The sequence below is a fragment of the Agrobacterium tumefaciens genome (genome assembly GCA_025559845.1).
Classification (GTDB): domain Bacteria; phylum Pseudomonadota; class Alphaproteobacteria; order Rhizobiales; family Rhizobiaceae; genus Agrobacterium.
The window spans coordinates 2,351,546-2,372,674 of sequence record CP048469.1 but is presented as its reverse complement, the minus strand read 5'-3'; the positions used below and the strand labels follow the sequence as shown (position 1 = coordinate 2,372,674).

Here is a 21,129-nt window from a genome sequence, read left to right as displayed (position 1 = left end):
TTGCGACAGTTTTTCAGGAAAAACGGTCATGCCGGAATCTGTTTGTCAGGCCCAGGCGGTCTGACGCATGGCCTCGCCAGTGATCATTGCCGCAGACATGGCGACGTTGATCGAGCGCTGACCTTCTACCATCGGGATGATAACACGCTCGTCGGCTTTTTCATGGACATGGTCGGGAACGCCGGCACTTTCTCGTCCGAAGAGCAGAATATCATCGGGTCGATAGGCGATTTTCGCGTAAGGCAAAGCGGCCTTTGTGGACGCGAGGACAAGCCGTCGACCGCTTTCAGCCCGCCATTCTTCGAAACGTTCCCAGGTGACATGGCGGGTGAGGGCTGCCGTAGCAATATAGTCCAGTCCTGCACGCTTGAGATTGCGGTCGGAAATGTCGAAACCTGCCGGTTCGATGATGTCGACGCCGATGCCGAGGCACGCGGCAAGGCGTAGGATGGTTCCGGTATTGCCCGCTATGTCAGGCTGATAAAGAGCGATACGGATCTCTGACATTCTCTGGTCTTTCCATTATTTCCCAAGGCACTAACACACGGCCTGGGTGTAACGGAAGGCATAGGGACGGCTGCAGTATCATGCGTTTGCACTTTTTTCGGGCAATAGGCTGGCGTTTCCCTGTTTTTTGCGGTAGAAAGCTGCCATCTTCAACACCAGCCGAGGGAGGTTTCCATGCATATGAATATTCGCTACCGCCTCCCAGCCATGGCCGTGCCACTGCTGGCTTAGGTGTTTCTTCGCGGTCCACCCGCAATTTCCTTTTCCTGATTCGTCATGTGGCTGTCACGGCCACGTTCCAAGACTGTTCCGCTTCGTCGTTGGCGCTATAATTGCGTTTCACCGACTTCAACGATGAGGCGATTGTTTGCCGGAGCTTGGCCTATGTTTGGCTGGTTTGAAAAACGCCTTGATCCTTTTCCCGCTTCGACGCCCACCGTGCCGCCGAAGACGCTGTTGCCGTTCCTTTGGCATTACGTGAAGCCCGCCTGGCCGTGGCTTCTTCTGCTCGGCCTGATGTCGATGGGCATCGCGGTTGCGGAAGCGATGCTCTACAAGTTCCTCGGCAACATCGTCGACTGGCTGTCTACGGCCAATCGCGAGACATTCTTTGCCGATGAAGGATGGCATCTGATTGCCATGGCCGGTCTGGTACTGTTCCTACTGCCACTCATGGGCGCTATCCACACCATGACGATGCACCAGACGCTTGCCGGTAACTTCGGCATGATCGCGCGCTGGAAAATGCATCGTTTCCTGCTTCGCCACTCGATGACGTTTTTCGCCAACGAGTTCGCGGGTCGTGTTTCGACCAAGGTGATGCAGACGGCGCTGGCGATCCGTGAAGTCGCGTTGAAAGTAATCGACGTGTTCGTCTACGCGATCAGCTTCGTTGTTTCGATGCTGTTCATGGTTGCGGCGGCGGACTGGCGGCTTGTCATTCCGCTTCTGGCGTGGCTTGGCATCTATATGTGCATTCTTGCCTATTTTGTGCCGAAGCTTGGGCGCCTGGCGCAGGAACAGGCGGACGCTCGCTCGATGATGACCGGCCGTATCGTCGACAGCTACACGAACATTTCGACGATCAAGCTGTTCTCGCACGCGGGTCGTGAGGAAAGATATGCGCGTGAAGGGATGAACGTGTTTCTTGGAACCGTCCATCGCCAGATGCGCAAGATTTCCGGCTTCAACATCCTGATCGACCTGAACAATGCGGTCGTGCTGTTTTCCACGGCGACACTGGGTCTGTATTTCTGGATGCAGGGTTCGGTAACGGCGGGTTCTGTCGCCATAGCGGTCAGCCTTGCCATGCGTGTCAACGGCATGTCGCAGTGGATCATGTGGGAAGTGACATCACTGTTCGAAAACATCGGCACCGTTTACGACGGTATGTCGATGATGACGAAGCCGCACGATATCGTCGATGCGCCCCAGGCTCCGCAACTGGCAGCGCCGAAGGGCGCTATCCATTATGACAACGTTCGCTTCCACTACGGCAAGAACAAGGGCGTGATCGATGGGTTGACGCTCGATATCAGGCCTGGCGAGAAGGTTGGTCTGGTCGGTCGCTCCGGTGCCGGCAAGACGACACTGATGAACCTGTTGTTGCGTTTCTACGATCTGGAGGCGGGCAGGATCACCATCGACGGGCAGGATATCTCCACAGTGTCGCAGGACAGCCTGCGTTCACTGATCGGTGTGGTCACGCAGGATACGTCGCTGCTGCATCGCTCCATCCGAGACAACATCGCCTATGGTCATCCAGAGGCGACGGATGAGGAGATCATTGCAGCGGCGAAACGTGCCAATGCCTGGGACTTCATCGAGAGTCTGGTGGACATGCAGGGTCGCCATGGTCTCGACGCGCAGGTGGGGGAGCGTGGCGTGAAGCTTTCGGGCGGACAGCGCCAGCGTATTGCGATTGCCCGGGTGTTCTTGAAGAACGCACCAATCCTTGTTCTCGATGAGGCGACCTCGGCATTGGACAGTGAAGTCGAAGCGGCAATTCAGGAAAACCTGTTTGCCCTGATGGAAGGCAAGACGGTGATTGCGATTGCCCACCGGCTGTCGACATTGACCGAAATGGACCGGCTCATCATCCTCGATCAAGGCCGGATCGTCGAGGCTGGAAGTCATGCCGAACTGGTGGCAATGGGCGGTATCTATGCCGATCTTTGGCGGCGCCAGTCCGGCGGCTTCATTGCCGATCACGAGGCCGATGTGGCGGCTGAATAAGAAAAATCAAAGGGCGGGAAGCATTTCCTGCCCTTTTTCATATCCGCAAATATTACCGAAATATAATCCGCCGGGGTCGCCTGTGCGGCTGTTCCCTCAAGCAGAATCCGCCTATATCCGAAACATGGTCATGACGCGCATCTTCGAGTTCTTCGAGAACTGGATAAAGCCTTTCGCCCGTAAGGACGATCTGAGGCCGCCGGAAAGTACATTCTCCTTCATCTGGTTCTATGTCTCTCAGGCGAAGGCGCCATTCTTTGCCATGCTGGTTCTTGGCGGCATGACTGCGGCCATTGAAGCGGCGCTGTTCTGGTTCGTTGGACGGCTTGTCGATATTCTGGCGACGGTGAAACCGGGCGAGGGATGGTCAGGATTGCTGGCCACGCATGGAACAGAGTTGTTCGGCATGCTCGTCCTGATTGCTGTCGTACGTTTTATCGTGACGATGATCACGGCTCTGGTTGATCAGCAGATCATTACGCCGGGTTTCTACAACCTGGTGCGTTGGCAATCCTATATGCATGTCGCGCGACAATCGCTGAGCTTCTTCCAGAACGACTTTTCCGGACGGATCGTCACAAAGGTCTGGTCTGGAGGCCAGGCGGCAGGTGACCTCGTCACGTCGCTGATGGAAAGCGTCTGGTTTGTCGGCATCTACTCCGTCTCGATGCTCTTCCTTATTGGCGGACTGGACTGGCGGCTGGCGGTGGTCGTGCTCGTCTGGGTGGTGATCTTTTCGATGCTGGCACGCTATTTCGTGCCGCGTATCCGCTACCACTCAAAGGAGACCGCGGAAGCCGCGTCCATGCTGTCGGGCCGCATGGTCGATGCTTACAGCAATATTCAGACGCTCAGGTTGTTCGGGCGTGATGATGCCAATGACCGTTACATGCGGCAGGGTTTCGATATCTTCCAGACCACCACCATGACCTTCACACGTTTCATCACTGGCGTGCGGGCCTCGATGGCGCTGCTGTCAGGGGTGATGATCACGTCCATGGCCGCGCTCTGCATGCATCTCTGGCTGACCGGCAAGATCAGTTCCGGTGCCGTCGCCTTCACGCTGGCACTGGTGTTGAGACTGAACTTCCTGCTCGGGCGATTGATGACCCAGTTCAACGGCATCATGCGCAATTTCGGTACGGTGCAGAACGCTGCAGAGCTGATCTCGCAGCCGATCGATCTTGTCGATGCGCCTGACGCCACTGTTCTTTCCGTTCGCAAGCCTGCGATCCGTTTTGATAATGTCAGTTTTCATTACGGCCGCAGCGGCGGCGTCATCGACAATCTCAATCTCGACATTGCTGCGGGCGAGAAGGTCGGTATCGTTGGCCGTTCAGGCGCCGGAAAATCCACGCTGGTCAATTTGCTCTTACGCTTCTACGACGTGGAGAGCGGCCGCATTCTCATTGACGGACAGGACATTTCAAAGGTCACGCAGGAATCGCTGCGCGCCCATATTGGCATGGTGACGCAAGACACTTCGCTGCTGCACCGCTCGATCCGCGACAACATCATGTTCGGTCGGCAGGATGCGACGGAGGCGCAGTTGCTGGAAGCCGTGCGGCGAGCCAAGGCGGATGATTTTATTGCAAGGCTGGAAGATCAGCGCGGTCGCAAGGGTCTGGATGCCCATGTCGGCGAGCGCGGTGTGAAATTGTCTGGCGGCCAGCGCCAGCGCATCGCCATCGCACGGGTCATGCTGAAAGACGCTCCCATTCTCGTGCTCGACGAAGCCACCTCCGCACTCGATTCCGAGGTGGAAGCTGCGATCCAGAGCAATCTGGACGAACTGATGCAGGGGAAAACGGTGCTGGCCATTGCGCATCGTCTGTCCACTATTGCTGCCCTTGACCGGTTGATCGTGATGGATCGCGGTCGCATCGTCGAGCAGGGAACACATTCCGAACTCGTCGCATCCGGCGGACTTTATTCCGAGCTTTGGGCACGGCAGTCCGGCGGCTTCCTGGCCGCAGATGAGGCCGCGCAATAAACTGCTGTCGTTATTGTCCGATCATGAAATCGGCAACAAGACCGTAGTGATTGGAACCGAGATTGTCTGCCAGTCGCGTGGTTTTCATCAGCATTGCCGGTTCGCGGGCGAAAATGTGATCGATGGCAATGCCGAAGCTACCGGCCTCGATCGGCCATGTTGCCGGTTCCCAAAACGCTTTTTTCAGATCGTTTGAGGCCAGAAAAGCGCGCATATCCGGTGCAATGCTTGCCGAATTGAAGTCACCCGCCAGAATGAGCGGTCCTGTGATCTTGAAGATCAGTTCGCTCACTTCATCCAGTTCGTCACGGTGATAGTCGTCAAAATAGGGCTTGGTGATATGACCTGCGGCAAGTGTCAGTTCGGTCCCTTCGAAATCGATCTGGGCCATTGCAAACCGGTCGCGGCGCAGATCGCTCAGGCTGTGGAAGTGCCCTTCATTCAGCGGCCGCTTCGACAGGATCAACAGGTCGCAGGTCGGGGTGCCCTGGTAACATCCCAGCCTGTAGGGGTAGGTCAGGGACAGTCTCGGCAGGACCGATTCCAACGCGCCAGCCTCGAAAACATAGGCTGCATCCGCGTTTGACGCGAGAATGGTGTAGGCGATGGCATCGGCATTGGCGGCGTTTTCCATCAACACGTTGAATGACAGCAAGCGAAAGGGCCTTGCGTCTGCCGGAGGGGAGGCGGGCGTGGAGAATTCCAGCATCATGGCGAGTGCATGACCGCCAAGCACCAGCGACCAGACCACGAGAATGACGGATATGGCGTTACGTGCCGCCCAAAAAACCAGCAAAGACAGCAGGATGCAGACAACAGCGATGTGAAGCTGGAAGCTGTTGACGAAGGCGAGTAGCCAAAAATCGGTGACATAACGCAGGCTTATTATAAAAAGCGCGCCCAATATCGCCGAGGAAGCCATGCAAGCGAGCTTCGCGTTCATACGAATTCCTGCTTTCCAAGCTCTCCCGCCCGTCTCCTAACATGCCGTAGAACCGTGCACAATGTTGCATGGCTGTCGAACGCAGCGGAAATCGCGAAGCAAATGAGGCCCTAGGGACAGAATTACGGCAGCTTTGTGTGCTTTGCTCTTGCCAAGTCCGTCAATATTTTGCGATCAAACACAATGACGCGGATTCTATCTGCCGCGCACATGACCCGAGACGAGGGATGGAGTTTGTCTTGGATCAAATCATAGCGGGAGGACTCATGCGATCTACGGCAAAAACAGCGCAGAGGATGGTGTAGCGGTGAGCGAGCACGTAACCAATCATGACGCATCGGGTGAACCGACCCGTCGCGATTTTCTATATCTTGTAACCGGAATGGCGGGGGCTGTTGGTGCCGCTGCCGTCGCATGGCCATTTATCGACCAGATGCGTCCTGACGCATCGACGCTGGCGCTCGCCTCTATCGAGGTGGATGTGGCAGCCGTCGAGCCGGGCATGTCTTTGACGGTGAAGTGGCGTGGTAAGCCCGTCTTCATCCGCAACCGCACGGAAAAGGAAATCGAAGAAGCCAAGGCCGTGGCTCTTGCCGATCTCAAGGACCCTGTGGCCCGCAATGCCAATATCGCCGCTGACGCGCAGGCAACCGACATCGACCGTTCCGCCGGAGAGGGCAAGGAAAACTGGATCGTCATGATCGGCTCCTGCACGCATCTTGGGTGCATTCCGCTCGGCCAGGCCGGCGATTTCGGCGGATGGTTCTGTCCCTGCCATGGCTCGCACTACGATACGGCGGGCCGCATACGCAAAGGCCCGGCGCCGCAGAACCTTGCGATTCCGACATTTGCATTCACATCCGATACCGTACTCAAGATCGGATAAGGGGACAGATATTCATGAGTGGTCATTCCAGTTATCAGCCGTCCACCGGCATCGAGAGGTGGATCGATTCGCGGCTTCCTTTGCCGCGCATGATCTATGACAGCTTCGTTGCCTATCCGGTCCCGCGTAACCTGAACTACGCGTACACGTTCGGGGCTATGCTGTCCGTCATGCTGCTGGTGCAGATCCTGACGGGTGTAGTGCTTGCCATGCACTATGCTGCGGAAACGACGGTTGCCTTCAATTCCGTTGAAAAGATCATGCGCGACGTCAACCATGGTTGGCTGTTGCGTTACATGCATGCAAACGGCGCATCCTTCTTCTTCATCGCCGTTTATCTTCACATCGCCCGTGGTCTCTACTACGGCTCCTACAAGGCGCCGCGCGAGATTCTCTGGATTCTCGGCTGTGTCATCTTCTTGCTGATGATGGCAACGGGCTTTATGGGCTATGTTCTGCCCTGGGGTCAGATGTCCTTCTGGGGCGCCACCGTTATCACCGGCTTCTTCACTGCTTTCCCGGCTGTGGGCGAGTGGATTCAGCAGTTCCTGCTCGGTGGTTTTGCCGTGGATCAGCCGACGCTGAACCGCTTCTTTGCGCTGCACTACCTTCTGCCCTTCATGATCGCGGGCGTCGTTATCCTGCACATCTGGGCTTTGCACGTGACCGGTCAGACAAACCCGACCGGTGTTGAAGTGAAAAGCAAGACCGACACGGTGCCGTTCACGCCTTACGCTACGTTGAAGGACGCGCTTGGCGTCTCTGTGTTCCTGATCGGTTATGCCTGGTTTGTGTTCTACATGCCAAACTTCCTCGGTCACCCTGACAACTACATCATGGCAGATCCGTTGAAGACACCGGCACATATCGTGCCCGAATGGTACTTCCTGCCATTCTACGCCATGCTGCGCGCCATCACCTTCAACATCTGGATCATCGATTCCAAATTGGGTGGCGTTCTCGTGATGTTCGGTGCGATCGTCGTGCTGTTCTTCCTGCCTTGGCTCGATACGTCGCGTGTCCGTTCTGCCGTCTATCGGCCGTGGTACAAGATGTTCTTCTGGCTGTTCGTGGTCAACGCGATCTTACTTGGCTGGCTGGGCTCGCGCCCTGCTGAAGGCAGCGGTCTGATCGGTCTGATTTTCGGTGGCGACCTGAAGGGCAACTATGTCGGCTATTCGCAGCTCGGCACGCTTTATTACTTCGGTTTCTTCCTCGTCATCATGCCGATCCTCGGCCTTGTCGAAACGCCCCGGCGTATTCCGAACTCGATTACCGAAGCCGTTCTCGAAAAGAGCGGCAAGAAGTCGGCCGCTTCTGCGGCTGCCGAAGCGTGATCGCGAAGGAAGGATGACGACAATGAAAAAGCTTCTCACGAGCATCGCGCTGATCGCCGCCCTTACCGGTTCAGTCTCTGTCGCCTCTGCGGCGGAAGAAAGCCACGATCTCGCCGCCCAGACCACGCATGCGATCGCCGGAAATCATTTCCCGGTCATCAAGCCCGAAGAGCAGAGCTGGTCCTTTGCCGGGCCATTCGGAAAATATGACAAGGGCCAGCTTCAGCGCGGCCTGAAGGTCTACAAGGAAGTCTGTTCCGCCTGTCATTCGATGAGCCTCGTTTCCTTCCGTACGCTGGAGGATCTGGGCTACTCGGAAGATCAGGTGAAGGCTTTCGCTGGTGAATACGAAGTCCAGGACGGCCCTAATGCCGACGGCGAGATGTTTAACCGCAAGGCCGTGCCTTCGGATCATTTCCCATCACCGTTCCCGAACCATGAGGCGGCGGCTGCAGCCAATGGTGGAGCCGCTCCGCCTGATATGTCGCTGCTGGCCAAGGCACGCGGCGTCGAACGTGGTTTTCCGCAGTTCCTCATCGACATGATCCCGATCGTCGGTGGTTATCAGGAAGGCGGCCCCGATTACATCCATGCGCTGCTGACCGGTTATCAGGATGCACCGGCAGGAGTAAAAAACCCGGACGGTTCGGATTACACGCTGTCGGAAGGCACGCATTTCAACCCGTATTTCGTTGGTGCAACCGCGCTGAAAATGGCGCCGCCGATCAGCGCCGATCAGGTGACATATGACGATGGCACGCCACAGACGGTCGACCAGTATTCCAAGGATGTTTCCGCATTCCTGATGTGGGCCGCTGAGCCGCATCTGGAAGATCGCAAGCGCACCGGCTTCATGGTCATGGTGTTCCTGTTCATCTTTACCGCCCTGGTCTACCTCACCAAGAAATCGGTCTACGCGAACAAGGAACATTGATCCGAACAGACGGAATCATTGAAGAGGATTTGGCCCCCATGACCGCATGGGGGCTTTTTCATGCGCGGTGCAGCAGGAGAACGTTCAATGAGTATAACACGTTGTGGCGGCTGCCTTTGCGGTGCCATCCGGTTTGAGGCGAGTGGCGAGGCGGCCAGCCCGCATAGTTGTTCCTGCGATATATGCCAGCGTCATTCGGGTGCTGCGAGCCTTGTGTGGGTGGAGTTTGCCAAGGATGCTGTGCGGTGGACCGGCGCGGGAGGCATGCCTGCCACCTATCGTTCTTCAGACTATTCCAGCCGTGCATTCTGCGCTGCCTGCGGCAGCACGCTGGGCGCCATCGATGACGCGCCGACCGTTGCCCTCGTCTTCGGTTGTTTCGACGACAAGGCCGACGAGGGGCTGAGACCACAGTCTCATTCCTTCGAAGATGTTTGTCCGTCATGGGGGCGGATGGCTGGCATGGAGCAGGTCGCGTAAGCCACTGTCCTTTTTAGTTGGTACGTCGCCGCCGAATTGATAGGGTAGCGCGAACCTTCTGATCCATTTCCCATATTAACTGGACATACCATGACCGTCATCGCTTCGGAGCTTTCCGCTGCCATTCGTTCCATTCCCGACTATCCAAAGCCGGGCATCATTTTCCGTGACATCACCACGCTGCTTGGCAATCCACGCGCGTTCCGGCGGGCCGTAGACGAACTGGTGCAGCCTTATGCGGGGACGAAAATCGACAAGATTGCAGGGATGGAAGCACGCGGCTTCATCCTTGGCGGCGCTGTCGCTCATCAGCTTTCGGCCGGTTTCGTGCCGATCCGCAAAAAAGGCAAGCTGCCTCACACCACCGTTCGCGTTGCCTACAGCCTTGAATATGGCGTCGACGAGATGGAAATGCATGTGGATGCCGTGCAGCCCGGTGAAAAGGTGATTCTAGTGGATGACCTCATCGCAACCGGTGGAACGGCGGAAGGGGCAGTGAAGCTTTTGCGGCAGATGGGAGCGGACATCGTATCCGCATGCTTCGTAATTGACCTGCCTGATCTTGGCGGACGCAAGAAACTGGAAGACCTTGGCGTTGAAGTGCGGACGCTGGTCGAATTTTCAGGTCACTGATACGAAATCCACCCTGCGCGCCCATCGGCGCGCAGGGCAAGAATTTATTCAAATTCCAGAACGCCGCTTTCAAACGAAATCACCGTTTCGCCGGCCTGATTGACGCCTTCGTTAAAGGTGGTGTTGAGCAGCAGGCCGGGTTTTGATGCCAGGGGTCGCGTGTCGACCAAGGTGACAAAATATGTGATGTCGTCTCCGGCATAGACCGGCTTTTTCCATTGCAGCTTGCGAAATCCAGGGGAGGGGCCAAGTTTGGGCGGCTCGATGCCCTCCTGTTTCAGGCGTTTTACCTCTTTTGCCCAATGGCTGAGGAAGGTCTTCATCCAACCGGCGCTGGTGTGCCAACCGGACGCGCACAGGGCGCCGAAAACACTGTTCTTCGCCGCCGTCGCATCCAGGTGGAATGGCTGCGGGTCAAATTTTTCGGCAAAACGAATGATGTCGTCAGCGGAAAAGTGCAACGTATCGAGTCTGACACGCTCACCAACGGGAGAGAGTTCCGCCAGTCTCATGCTGCAGCACCTCCGTTTACGCGAATTTTGAACATGACGGTGTTTTCTCCGTGGGCTGCCAAGTCGCCGCGCTGATTGTAGAGTTCGTGCCTGAATTTCACGAGCCCGATGCCGGGGCGCGAGCTGGATGTGCGCTGTTCCAGGACAATGGATTTTCCAGTGAGTGTATCGCCGGCCAGTACCGGTTTTTTCCACTCGACATAATCGATGCCGGGGCTGCCCTGCGACGTCGAATTGATGATGTAGCTGTCCGCCATCATGCGCATCAACAGGCTGCATGTGTGCCAGCCTGAGGCCGCCAACCCGCCAAGAATGCTGGCGCGACCAGCCTCCTCTGAAAGATGCATGGGTTGGGGGTCGAATTCGCTGGCAAACTCAATGATATCTGCTGCTGAAATCGGCTGCGGCCCTAGGGGAAATTCCCGCCCTGCAGAAAAATCCTCGTAGGCATATGTCGCGACCGGTGCCATGTTCTCCTCCTGTGCACAGTCAATACGGCGGCATCTAAGATGATTTTGCCTTTTACGTAAAGGTCAAATCATTAGGGCGGGAGAATGCAACATCACAAACAAGAACGCCGCCCGGAGGGCGGCGCAAGCTTTATGACTTCGTGTTGGACGGAATGTCCGGAAATGCCTGATGTGTCAGGTGTTGAAGCGGAAATGGATGACGTCGCCGTCCTGAACCACGTATTCCTTGCCTTCGTCACGACCCTTGCCAGCTTCCTTGGCGCCGACTTCGCCCTTGAAGGCAACGTAATCGTCATAGCCGATGGTGAAGGCGCGAATGAAGCCGCGTTCGAAATCCGTGTGAATGACACCCGCTGCCTGCGGCGCCTTGGTGCCGCGAACGATCGTCCAGGCGCGGCATTCTTTCGGACCAACGGTGAAGTAGGTGATGAGGTCGAGCAGGTGGTAACCGGCACGAATGAGGCGGTCGAGACCTGCTTCTTCCAGACCGAGAGCAGACAGGAATTCTTTGGCTTCTTCTTCAGGAAGCTGCGCGACTTCGGCCTCGATCGCTGCAGAAATGATCACACATTCCGCGCCCTGAGCCTTGGCCATTTCGGCGACTGCCTTGGTGTGCTCGTTGCCATCGACAGCGTCGGCTTCAGCGACGTTGCAGACGTAGAGAACCGGGTGCGAGGTGAGAAGGTTCAGACCCTTCAGCACTTCGATCTCGTCTGCGGCCAGCGTCTTCAACAGCAGGCGGGCAGGCTTGCCTTCATTCAGCAGCTTGATGACCGCTTCCATGACAGGAAGCTGCGCAAGCGATTCCTTGTCCTTGGAGGTGGCGCGCTTGCGGGTCTGTTCGACGCGGCGTTCGAGGCTCTCGAGGTCAGCGAGCATCAGTTCTGTTTCAATCGTCTCGGCATCGCCAACCGGATTGATGCGGCCTTCGACGTGGGTGATGTCGTCATCTTCGAAGCAGCGCAGAACATGTACCACCGCATCGACTTCGCGGATGTTGGCAAGGAACTTGTTGCCGAGACCTTCGCCCTTCGATGCACCGCGCACCAGGCCGGCGATATCGACGAATGAAATGCGGGTCGGGATGATTTCCTTGGAGCTGGCAATATCCGCCAGCACCTTCATGCGGGGATCTGGAACAGCCACTTCACCAGTGTTGGGCTCGATCGTGCAGAAAGGATAATTGGCTGCCTGTGCGGCAGCCGTTTTCGTCAGCGCGTTGAAGAGGGTGGACTTGCCGACATTCGGCAGCCCGACGATACCGCATTTGAAGCCCATGGCTTGAAACCTGTCCGTTTGAAAGAATTCGTTGGGAGCCTTTTGCGGAAAGGGCGGGGCAAGGTCAAGCCCGGCGCCTGATTTGTCCGGGCAAAGCGGCGGAATGGTGCTGAATTTCGGGCTTCCGCTCTCGGCAGACTTGCCGATATGGCGGCCGCGGCGCAATATGCGTCGGCCAAGCGTCCGGTCTTTTCGTCATCAACGGGGACTTCCCATGAGTGACAACGCTGTCGATCTCAAACCAAAACCGAAGACGAAACCAAAGCTTGAGCGGCCGAAGCTTTATAAGGTCATTTTGTTGAATGACGATTACACGCCGCGCGACTTTGTGACCATCGTCCTCAAAGCGGTGTTTCGCATGAGCGAGGAAACCGGCCATCGCGTCATGATGACGGCACATCGTTTCGGCAGTTCGGTTGTGGTTGTCTGTGAGCGTGATATCGCCGAGACAAAAGCAAAGGAGGCGAATGATCTTGGCAAGCAGGCGGGATTTCCGCTGATGTTCACCACCGAGCCGGAGGAATGACCCCAAGCGTGTCGCTTCCTCAGTCTTTCTTGCCGAACATCTTCTTCAGCATTTCTGCCATGGGACCAGTCTCCGGCAGCTTTTTTGGCTGAGTGCTGTTTCTGGCCTGGTGAATATGCGATTGCGCGGCAGGTTTCGCTGTCTTGGCGGGCTTCTCGTTTTCCGGCTTGCTGCCAGTGGCGAGAGCCAGCTTGTTCATGAGCTGTGAATCTTCGCCCTTGATCAGCATGGCAGCGTTGTCGGCAATAGCGTCGAGCAGCGGGTCGAGCCAAACTGCATCGGCCTTGGCGAAGTCACCCAGGACATGCCCGTGTACACGCTCCTTGTCTCCCGGATGTCCGATGCCGAGGCGCAGGCGGCGATATTCCTTGCCGCAATGGGCATCAAGCGACTTGAGGCCGTTGTGCCCGCCATGTCCGCCACCGATCTTGATCCGGCTGCGGCCGGCCGGCAGGTCCAGCTCGTCGTGGATAGCGATAATGTCGGCGGGCTTGAGCTTGAAGAAGCGCATTGCTTCCCCCACAGCCTCACCGGAAAGGTTCATATAGGTAAGGGGCTTCATCAACAGCACTTTCTCGCCGTCGATCTCTCCTTCGGAAATCTCTGCCTTGAATTTTCTCGACCAGGGGGCAAAAGACGGCAGACGTTGCAGGGCATCGACGGCCATGAACCCGATGTTGTGTCGGTTACCCGCATATTGCGCGCCGGGGTTACCTAATCCTGCAATGATCTTCATGGGGGGCTGTCCGCGTTCTGACTGGTTTTCTCGCCTGTCACCACCCCGAAATGCCGCCGCTGTCAACCTCTTTGTGTCCTGTCGCGCAATCAGCGAGAGTTTAGGTTATAGCGGTCGAAGAGTTTCTGCTGTCTGCCATCGGCGATCAGTGCGTTAAGGCGAGCCTGCAGTTTTTTTATCAAGGTATCAGGCACGCTTTTGTGGCATGCCAAGCCAAACTGCTGTTTCGAAAAGGTCATGACCTCCTTGAACTCGCCCGCCGGCAAGCTCCCGAGGGTAAATTCGGACATGGGCATCAGATCGATGCGTCCGGCTTTCAACTTGTTCAATGTGATGGAAAAGTCCGCACCGAGATCGATGTTTGCAAACCCGAGCGATTGTAGCAGTTTTTCCGTATAGTCGCCGCGCTGGGTGCCGACCCGATATTTCCTCATCTTGTCGAGACTAGTGGAGTCGATCGGCGTCGTACTTTTGGCGATGAGGATATTCTTGTCGGTCAGGATCGGAGAAACCCACTTGAACTGATTTTCCCGCTCCGGTGTCCGCGCGGCGGCGAAGGCGCAATGCATGCTTTGTGTTCTGGCAAGCGCAATGGCTCTCGCCCACGGCATCACACTGACCTGATAATCCGTATCGGTTTCATCGAGCAGGATTTTGAGCTGATCGATGAAGACGCCTTCCACGCCGCCATCGGCGGACCGGACGTTATAGGGAGGATAGATCTCCGTGGTGAGAAACAGTGTTGCCGCACTGACAGGATGGGCAAGCGCGAGGCAGATCAGGGGCAACAAGATCAATCGCATCAAACCCGCTCCTTTCGATCTCATGCCTGCCGGACCGATACGCTGTCGACAAGTCGATCACGGTTCAGGTCGTCGATGACGGCGGGAACCGGTTGTGGCCTTGCAAACAGATAACCTTGACCACAGTCCGCACCAATTGACAGAAGAAGTGCCTTTTGCTCCTCGGTTTCGATACCCTCTGCCACGACGATGCAGTTCATCTTGTGCGATATGGCAGCGATGCCCTCGATCAGCATGCGACTTCTTTGTTTTACCTCGACGGTTTCCTCGCAGATCGAACGCGTAAACGACTGGTCGATCTTGACGATATCGACCGGGAAACGGCTGAGGTAACTCAAGGACGAATAACCCGTGCCAAAATCGTCGAGAGCGATCCGGCAGCCCAATTGATGAATGGCGTCGAGGATCGCCCGGATTTGCGGATCATCCTTCATGATGACCGCTTCGGTTATCTCGATGACGAGGCGACGTGGGCGGATGCCGTAGCGATGAAGAACGCCGGCAATACGTGTGGGAAGTCCCGGTTCAAATTGCAGCGGTGAGAAATTAACCGCCACATAGGAATTCTCCATTCCGGGGATGCGCGATATCTCGGCCAGATTGGCAATCGAAAGGTCGAGGATCGTGTTTCCGATCCGATTGATCGTACCGTTTTCCTCCGCAAGGCTGACGATGGCGGCGGGGGGCAGCAGCCCTTTTTCCGGATGATTGAGGCGCATCAAGGCTTCAAAGCCTGCCGTCTGGCCTGTTGCAAGATCCAGGATCGGCTGGAAATATGGTTCGAACCAGCCCTCCGCCAACCCTTGTTCGATATCGCGTTCCATCTCCGCGTGTTCGCGTGCCCGGTCGGTAATGGACGGGTCGAACATTTGCGATCCGTTCTTGCCGGCCCTTTTGCGTGTATACATCGCCATATCGGCATTCTGTAGAAGTTCAGCGGCGCTCGACGCGTGAACCGGGTAGATCGCCATGCCAATACTGGCGCTCATACGGATGCTGTTGTCGTCAATGTCGAAAGGCGTATCCAGGATCGAGCAGATACGGTCGCTGAATTTGGAGGCGCGCTCGGCAGCATTTTCGCCGGCGAGCAGAATGGCGAACTCGTCACCGCCCAGCCGCGACGCGCTATCGTCAGCCGTGAGCAAAGGTTCAAGCTTCAGCGTGAACTCCTTGAGGACGGCATCGCCTATGGCGTGGCCGAGACTGTCATTGATTGCCTTGAACCGGTCGAGGTCGATGAAAAGGCACGCCAGTTCCGTTCCATTCTTGTCCGCCTCGCGGATTTGGGTGTCCAGGATAGCCTCGAAGCCCTGGCGATTGAAAAGGCCTGTCAGGTGATCGGAAATGGCCTGCTGCCGATTGCGCTTTTCCGACTGGCGCAGTTCGGTCACGTCAGTCATGACGCAAAGCCTTGTGTCCGATTGCGTCACTGCGCTGGAGTGGAGTTCTTTTTCGAGAATAAGGATATCCATGGTGCGGCCGTCGCCGCAACGGAAGCGCAGCGTAATGCCCATCTGTCCCGTGGCATCCACAGCCTCGAACGCAGTCTTGCGCGTCTTGAAGAGTGGTCGATCTTCCGGATGAATGAGATCGGCAAAATCCAGACCCAGTGCTTTTGCGCGGCTGTAACCGCTTACCTGGACCCAATAGTCACTGACAGCTGCGACCCGATCCTGCCGGTCGAGAGAGAAGAGCATGGCGGGCGTGCGGTTGTAGATCTCGATCTTGCGTTCATGGGCATTCTTGATCTCCAGCTCTTCTTTTTCGAGCTGGGTCTGCATTTCGTTGAAGCTTTTGGCCAGCCGGCCGATTTCGTCTTTCGAGCGCCAGTCGACGTGGTGGCGCGAGCCAAGACGCCGTGTCGCTTCGATGGCCGCTGCCAATCGCATCAGCGGCCGAATGACCATGAAGCGGTTGCCGACAATGGCTGCGAGCACGATCGTCAGAATCGCCAGAATGAAAATGGTAATGAACGCCATTTCCATCTGGCTGAGGGACGTGAACAGGCTGAGGCTCTGGTAGTGAACGATCAGCTGTCCGACCGTGATCGCGCCGCCCGACGTCTTGTAGATAACCGTGCGGGATGTCGAAACCGTGTCTTCGACAGCGTCGTCGCCCGCGGTCTGGACGATGTCGAGCTGTCCAGACGTGTCCTTGACCTCCACCATCTTTACCATGGGGTCTGAGACAAGCGTTCCGGTTATCTGGTTGATGGTGTCATCATCCAGATCCCACAGGGGGCGTGCAAGGGCCTGCGTGTTTGTGGTCAGCAGTATTTCAAGGTGATCGCGCTGGCTACGAATGGCTTCGTGATAGGAGAGCGTCAACAGTAGCGTGAAGAGGGGAGCAACGACCGTGAGAAGTGCCCCGGAGACAATCGCTATGAAGCGACTTTCGACGGAATGAGCCATGTTTGATTGTCGTTACCCTTTGCCCCTGAATTACGCGTCTCGCCTTTCCGGCCGTCCTTGAAAACCTGAATGAGAAAACAGTCAGGTCATTGTTTTTCTTGGCGTCCGGTGCTGGGTGAGAGCAATTGCATCGTTTCATGGAATTATTAATCGATGCTGAAACGCTGCGGCGTTCGCGCGGGATAGAAAAGGGGTTTCGATTTAAGGTTCACAAAACACAAAAAAACCCGCTCCGCGAACGGAACGGGTCTTCATAAGCAAGGCGATCAGGACCTTTCGGTCCGGTCGATTACTCGCCGGAAGCTTCTTCGGTTGCTTCTTCAGCAACGCCAGCGGCCGGAGCAACGATCGTTGCGATCGTGAAGTCGCGGTCGATAACCGGCGTAACGTTCTTCGGCAGCTTAACGTTCGAGATGTGAACGTTGTCGCCGATCTTCAGGCCAGCGAGATCAACCGTGATGAATTCCGGGATATCGGTTGCCGGGCAGTGCAGTTCGACCGTGTGACGGACGATGTTCAGAACGCCGCCGATCTTGATGTCCGACTTGTCTTCGTTGACGAAGTGAACCGGAACTTCAACGTTAACGGCAGCATTGCCGGAAACGCGCAGGAAGTCGACGTGCATCGTGAAGTCGCGAACCGGATCAAGCTGGTAATCCTTCGGGAGAACCTTGATCTTCTGGCCGTCGAAGTCGATGGTCGCGATCGTCGTCATGAAGCCGCCAGCGTGAATGCGCTGCGTTACTTCCTTGGTCGACAGGGCGATAGAAATTGGGGCCTGCTTGTCACCGTAGATGACAGCGGGAATCAAACCGTTGCGGCGAAGTTCACGAGAGGACCCCTTACCAACTCGTTCGCGCGCCTCGGCCTTGAGCTCATACGATTCTTTGCTCATGGCATTTCCTTTCGAGGTTATATGGAGAGTTCATGCCTGTTTTTGGCTTGAACTGGAGATGGCCATCAGGTCATCCCGCCCGCGTTGCCTCCAAGGGTGTCTGCACGGGTGCGGGCGCTATAGTACAAAACAGCCGCAATGACAAGGCTGCATCGCCAGACTCGAACTGCGCCAATACCGATCCTGCATCTATAGTGTCTTGGCCGATTTTTTTAATCAATGCTTATCCATGTACATAAACCAAGCGCAAACTTGATGAATGATAAGTGTCGCCGACATTCCGTTGGTGCAAGACAATAATGCTTCTGGTTCTATACTGCCTGATCATCGATCATGACATCCGCTACACGGCCGCCGCCGTGATCGTTTGTATTCTGGGCAGCTTCGTTACGATGAGGTTATTCTCACGCGTCAGACTCGCGTCCGGCGTGCAGAAGGTGAGCTGGTTGTTTCTGGCCGGCGTAAATGGTGGTGCAACCATCTGGACAACCCACTTCGTTGCGATGCTCGGATATATCGCGGCCGGCACTGTCGGTTATGATCCGACATTGACCGGGTTTTCGCTGGTTATCGCCATCGTGACCATGACGACGGGGCTTGGCATTTCCGCTTATGGTGGAAGAAGTGCCTTCGTCGAAGCCGGTGGTGCAATTGTCGGCCTTGGTATCGCGGCGATGCATTATACCGGCATGGCAGCCTATAACGTCCAGGGTTTCATCCAGTGGAACAAAAGCTACGTCATCGCATCGCTGATCCTCGGCGCTGTCTTCGGCGCCTTGGCTGTTAATCGCATTGCCCGCCCCATCAACTGGTTCTGTAAACATTCCGCCGTCGCCTTTCTCATTCTGGCGATCGCGTCGATGCACTATACCGGCATGGCATCGATGACGTTCGAGTTCGATCCCCGGATTGTCATTGAAGAGAGCCTCCTTTCGCCCGCACTTATGGGAGGAGGAGCGATCGGAGTGACTGTGCTGCTTTTTGCACTGGGCTTGTCGACCTACGTGATCGATGCTCAATCAACGCAGCAGGCAGTGGCGCGTTATCGGCATCTGTCGCTTCACGATCCACTGACCGGCATTCCAAACCGTGCGGCATTTATCGAACATCTCACCCGCTTTACGCGTGACGTGTCCACCGGCGCGCATATTGCACTGTTGTCGATCGACCTTGACCGCTTCAAGGAAATCAATGATGTGCACGGCCATGCGGCGGGAGACGCGGTGCTGCGCACGATTGCAGACCGGGCGAGTTCCGTGTTGAGGTCGGGCGAGTTCCTGGCGCGTATGGGCGGTGACGAGTTCGTGGCGCTGACCAAAGCTTATTACACCCGTGCAGACGGCACGGAGTTTGCCAAACGGCTGATCGAGCAGATTAACATGCCGGTCGAGTGGAACGGTCATTCTTTCACCGTCGGGGCGAGCGTCGGCATTTCTGTTCGCAACAGCAGTTCGGTCGATGCCGATACACTGATTGCCCAAGCCGATGTGGCCATGTACCGCGCCAAGAATGGCATCGCAGAAACGATCTGCTTCTATGACAAGTCGATGGACGATGCGGCCCGCGAGCGCAATGCGCTTGCAATCGCCATGCGTGCCGGTCTGGAGAACAACGAGTTCGAGCTTTATTATCAGCAGCAGAATGACACCAATACTGGCAGCATTGTCGGTTTCGAGACGCTTTTGCGCTGGAAGCATCCGACACGTGGCATGATTTCTCCTGCCGATTTCATTCCGATTGCCGAGCAGAATGGTTTCATTGTCGAGTTGGGTGAATGGGTGCTTGCAGAAGCTTGCACACAGGCCGCGCGTTGGAAAAAGGCGCTTTCGGTCGCCGTCAACGTGGCGCCACAGCAGCTGGCCGACAACGACTTTCCTGACAAGGTGGACAGGATTTTACGCAAGACGGGGCTTCAGCCAGCGCGGCTGGAACTCGAAATTACCGAGGGCAGCATCATTGCCGACCATCGCCATGCCCTGACGACCATTCGCCGACTGAAAGCGTTGGGTGTGAAAATTGCCATGGACGACTACGGTACCGGTTATTCCTCGCTTTCGACTTTGCAGAGTTTCCCCTTCGACAAGATCAAGATTGATCGTGCGTTTATCGACGGTCTCTCGACGAATGTGCAGTCCGAGGCCATCGTCCGTTCGACGCTTATCCTGGCGCACAGCTTGAACATTCCGGTTCTGGCCGAAGGGGTTGAGACCCAGGCTCATATCGAGTTCCTGCGCCGCGAGGGTTGCCTGCAGGTGCAGGGCTTCTTCTTCGGTAAACCTGGCCCTGTGACCTCGATCGCCAATCTCGTGGGTGATGACCTGCAGTCTTCGGACGATCAGGCAGGCCTTGACGACCTGCGCTATCGCGCCGCAAGCTGAACGAGAAAACCTGGCGAGCCCGCGCTCGCAAAGTTTTTTATTGAAACGTGAAGGCTTACAGCGCACATTGCCCAAAAGCTTTGGGAGGAGCGCATGTCATCTGACCTTGCCCATGCAGACCGCGTGTATGAAATCGCGCGACACCGTTCCGCCGCCGCGAGCTCTCCAATTATCGCCTCATGGCGTCGCTGCATGGTGAAACATCACCTTGCCCCGGAAGAAAATCGCAAGCCTCTTTTCCTGACCGACAGCGAGTTCCGCCGTGCGCGGGAAAGTGCTGCCGGCCTTATTGCCGAAAGCACTGAGGAACTCGACCGTATATTTCAGAGTGTAGGCAGGTCGGGATGTTGTCTGTTGCTGACGGATGCCGAGGGGGTTGCGCTGGAACGGCGCGGCGCGGCGGGAGATGACCGCGATTTCCGTGCCCTTGGTTTATGGTCAGGAGCGGTGTGGAGCGAACAAAGCGTCGGGACAAATGGTATCGGAACAGCGCTTGTCGATGAGCGATCAGTTGTCGTTTATCGCGACCAGCACTTCTTCACGTCCAACACCCGATTGAGCTGCACCACTGCTCCCATTCGCGATCATACGGGGAGGGTGACGGGCGCCCTCGATATTTCGACGTGCCGTAACGACATCGATGAAATGACGTTCTCTTTCGTGACCCAGGCGGTCAAGGATGCGGCGCAACGGATAGAGGGCAACCTTTTCCGTCGTGCTTTCCCGGGTGCTCGCATCGTGATTGTGCCAACTGGTTCGGGTGCGTCGCTCTCGCTGCTTGCGGTCGATCAGGACGACCTTGTTCTCGGTGCGACGCGTGCTGCGAGAATTGCACTCAAGCTGGATGACGGAAAAATTGCCCAGGGCGTGCCCGCTGCCGACATACTCCACGAGCAGCGACATGACGGCGGCTCTGATCTCGCCGAAGCGGAAAGAGCCGCGCTGCGCCGGGTTCTTTCGCGCACAAACGGCAATGTTACGCAGGCTGCTTCCTTGCTGGGGATCAGCCGTGCGACTCTTCATCGCAAGATGAAAAAGCTCGCCGTTCACTGACATTTCTAAACTCTGGACCCGCAAAAGCGGTCTTGCGCTCTCCGCAAGGCCGCTTTGTCGCAGATGTGAAACACTGTGCGGTGCGGAACCTCGCCGCCCCTCTACCAAATATCACGATA

At 56.5% G+C, this 21,129-nt stretch carries 19 protein-coding genes; 10 read left to right on the top strand and 9 right to left on the bottom strand.

The window, feature by feature from the left end; all coding sequences use genetic code 11:
- Positions 1-45: 45 nt before the first annotated feature.
- Entirely contained in the window at positions 46-507 is a 462-nt protein-coding gene (locus FY156_12060; GenBank protein UXS02143.1) for a tRNA (cytidine(34)-2'-O)-methyltransferase, read from the bottom strand.
- A gap of 384 nt (positions 508-891) precedes the next feature.
- Here FY156_12060 and FY156_12055 point away from each other — a divergent pair, with 384 nt between their 5' ends.
- Positions 892-2,742 carry an ABC transporter ATP-binding protein gene (locus FY156_12055; protein ID UXS02142.1) on the top strand — a complete coding sequence of 617 codons (1,851 nt, stop codon included), beginning with the start codon at positions 892-894 and terminating at the stop codon, positions 2,740-2,742.
- Between the two features lie 124 nt (positions 2,743-2,866).
- Entirely contained in the window at positions 2,867-4,735 is a 1,869-nt protein-coding gene (locus tag FY156_12050) for an ABC transporter ATP-binding protein (GenBank protein UXS03131.1), read from the top strand.
- 10 nt (positions 4,736-4,745) lie between these two features.
- Here FY156_12050 and FY156_12045 read toward each other — a convergent pair whose 3' ends face one another.
- Entirely contained in the window at positions 4,746-5,678 is a 933-nt protein-coding gene (locus FY156_12045) for a hypothetical protein (GenBank protein UXS02141.1), read from the bottom strand.
- Between the two features lie 307 nt (positions 5,679-5,985).
- Between FY156_12045 and petA the strand changes: the two genes are divergently transcribed.
- The 5 genes from petA (at position 5,986) to FY156_12020 (ending at position 9,948) form a co-directional block, all read left to right on the top strand.
- Positions 5,986-6,564, top strand: coding sequence for a ubiquinol-cytochrome c reductase iron-sulfur subunit (petA, locus tag FY156_12040; GenBank protein ID UXS02140.1), 579 nt, complete (start codon positions 5,986-5,988; stop codon positions 6,562-6,564).
- A 14-nt stretch (positions 6,565-6,578) separates the two neighbouring features.
- Positions 6,579-7,901: a cytochrome b gene (locus FY156_12035; GenBank protein ID UXS02139.1), complete on the top strand. Its 1,323-nt coding sequence runs from the start codon at positions 6,579-6,581 to the stop codon at positions 7,899-7,901.
- Positions 7,902-7,923: 22 nt separating this feature from the next.
- A complete protein-coding gene (locus FY156_12030; protein UXS02138.1) occupies positions 7,924-8,835 on the top strand; it encodes a cytochrome c1 in 912 nt (303 codons plus the stop codon).
- Positions 8,836-8,922: 87 nt separating this feature from the next.
- Entirely contained in the window at positions 8,923-9,315 is a 393-nt protein-coding gene (locus FY156_12025; protein UXS02137.1) for a GFA family protein, read from the top strand.
- A 90-nt stretch (positions 9,316-9,405) separates the two neighbouring features.
- Positions 9,406-9,948 (top strand): adenine phosphoribosyltransferase, encoded by a 543-nt coding sequence (locus tag FY156_12020; protein UXS02136.1) that lies wholly within the window; start codon positions 9,406-9,408, stop codon positions 9,946-9,948.
- Between the two features lie 44 nt (positions 9,949-9,992).
- On the opposite strand, the gene FY156_12015 is transcribed toward FY156_12020, so the two are convergent.
- The 3 genes from FY156_12015 to ychF all read right to left on the bottom strand — a co-directional run bounded on the left by FY156_12015 (position 9,993) and on the right by ychF (position 12,208).
- A complete protein-coding gene (locus FY156_12015; GenBank protein ID UXS02135.1) occupies positions 9,993-10,460 on the bottom strand; it encodes a MaoC family dehydratase in 468 nt (155 codons plus the stop codon).
- On the bottom strand, positions 10,457-10,930 hold the full coding sequence (locus FY156_12010; GenBank protein UXS02134.1) for a MaoC family dehydratase: 474 nt from the start codon (positions 10,928-10,930) through the stop codon (positions 10,457-10,459). The genes FY156_12015 and FY156_12010 overlap by 4 nt, the downstream gene beginning before the upstream one ends.
- A gap of 174 nt (positions 10,931-11,104) precedes the next feature.
- Positions 11,105-12,208: a redox-regulated ATPase YchF gene (gene ychF, locus FY156_12005; protein ID UXS02133.1), complete on the bottom strand. Its 1,104-nt coding sequence runs from the start codon at positions 12,206-12,208 to the stop codon at positions 11,105-11,107.
- A gap of 214 nt (positions 12,209-12,422) precedes the next feature.
- Between ychF and clpS the strand changes: the two genes are divergently transcribed.
- Complete coding sequence (gene clpS / locus FY156_12000) at positions 12,423-12,734, top strand: ATP-dependent Clp protease adapter ClpS (protein ID UXS02132.1); 312 nt, start codon at positions 12,423-12,425, stop codon at positions 12,732-12,734.
- Positions 12,735-12,753: 19 nt separating this feature from the next.
- Here clpS and FY156_11995 read toward each other — a convergent pair whose 3' ends face one another.
- The 4 genes from FY156_11995 to FY156_11980 all read right to left on the bottom strand — a co-directional run bounded on the left by FY156_11995 (position 12,754) and on the right by FY156_11980 (position 17,579).
- Positions 12,754-13,470, bottom strand: a complete 717-nt coding sequence (locus FY156_11995; protein UXS02131.1) for an aminoacyl-tRNA hydrolase — start codon at positions 13,468-13,470, stop codon at positions 12,754-12,756.
- 89 nt (positions 13,471-13,559) lie between these two features.
- A complete protein-coding gene (locus tag FY156_11990) occupies positions 13,560-14,297 on the bottom strand; it encodes an amino acid ABC transporter substrate-binding protein (GenBank protein UXS02130.1) in 738 nt (245 codons plus the stop codon).
- Positions 14,294-16,684 carry an EAL domain-containing protein gene (locus FY156_11985; GenBank protein ID UXS02129.1) on the bottom strand — a complete coding sequence of 797 codons (2,391 nt, stop codon included), beginning with the start codon at positions 16,682-16,684 and terminating at the stop codon, positions 14,294-14,296. The genes FY156_11990 and FY156_11985 overlap by 4 nt, the downstream gene beginning before the upstream one ends.
- Positions 16,685-16,973: 289 nt before the next feature.
- Positions 16,974-17,579, bottom strand: a complete 606-nt coding sequence (locus tag FY156_11980; GenBank protein ID UXS02128.1) for a 50S ribosomal protein L25/general stress protein Ctc — start codon at positions 17,577-17,579, stop codon at positions 16,974-16,976.
- Between the two features lie 299 nt (positions 17,580-17,878).
- Here FY156_11980 and FY156_11975 point away from each other — a divergent pair, with 299 nt between their 5' ends.
- Together FY156_11975 and FY156_11970 are read left to right on the top strand one after the other, a co-directional pair.
- Positions 17,879-19,957, top strand: coding sequence for a bifunctional diguanylate cyclase/phosphodiesterase (locus tag FY156_11975; protein ID UXS02127.1), 2,079 nt, complete (start codon positions 17,879-17,881; stop codon positions 19,955-19,957).
- Positions 19,958-20,050: 93 nt separating this feature from the next.
- Entirely contained in the window at positions 20,051-21,010 is a 960-nt protein-coding gene (locus FY156_11970) for a sigma-54-dependent Fis family transcriptional regulator (GenBank protein ID UXS02126.1), read from the top strand.
- Positions 21,011-21,129: the final 119 nt, after the last annotated feature.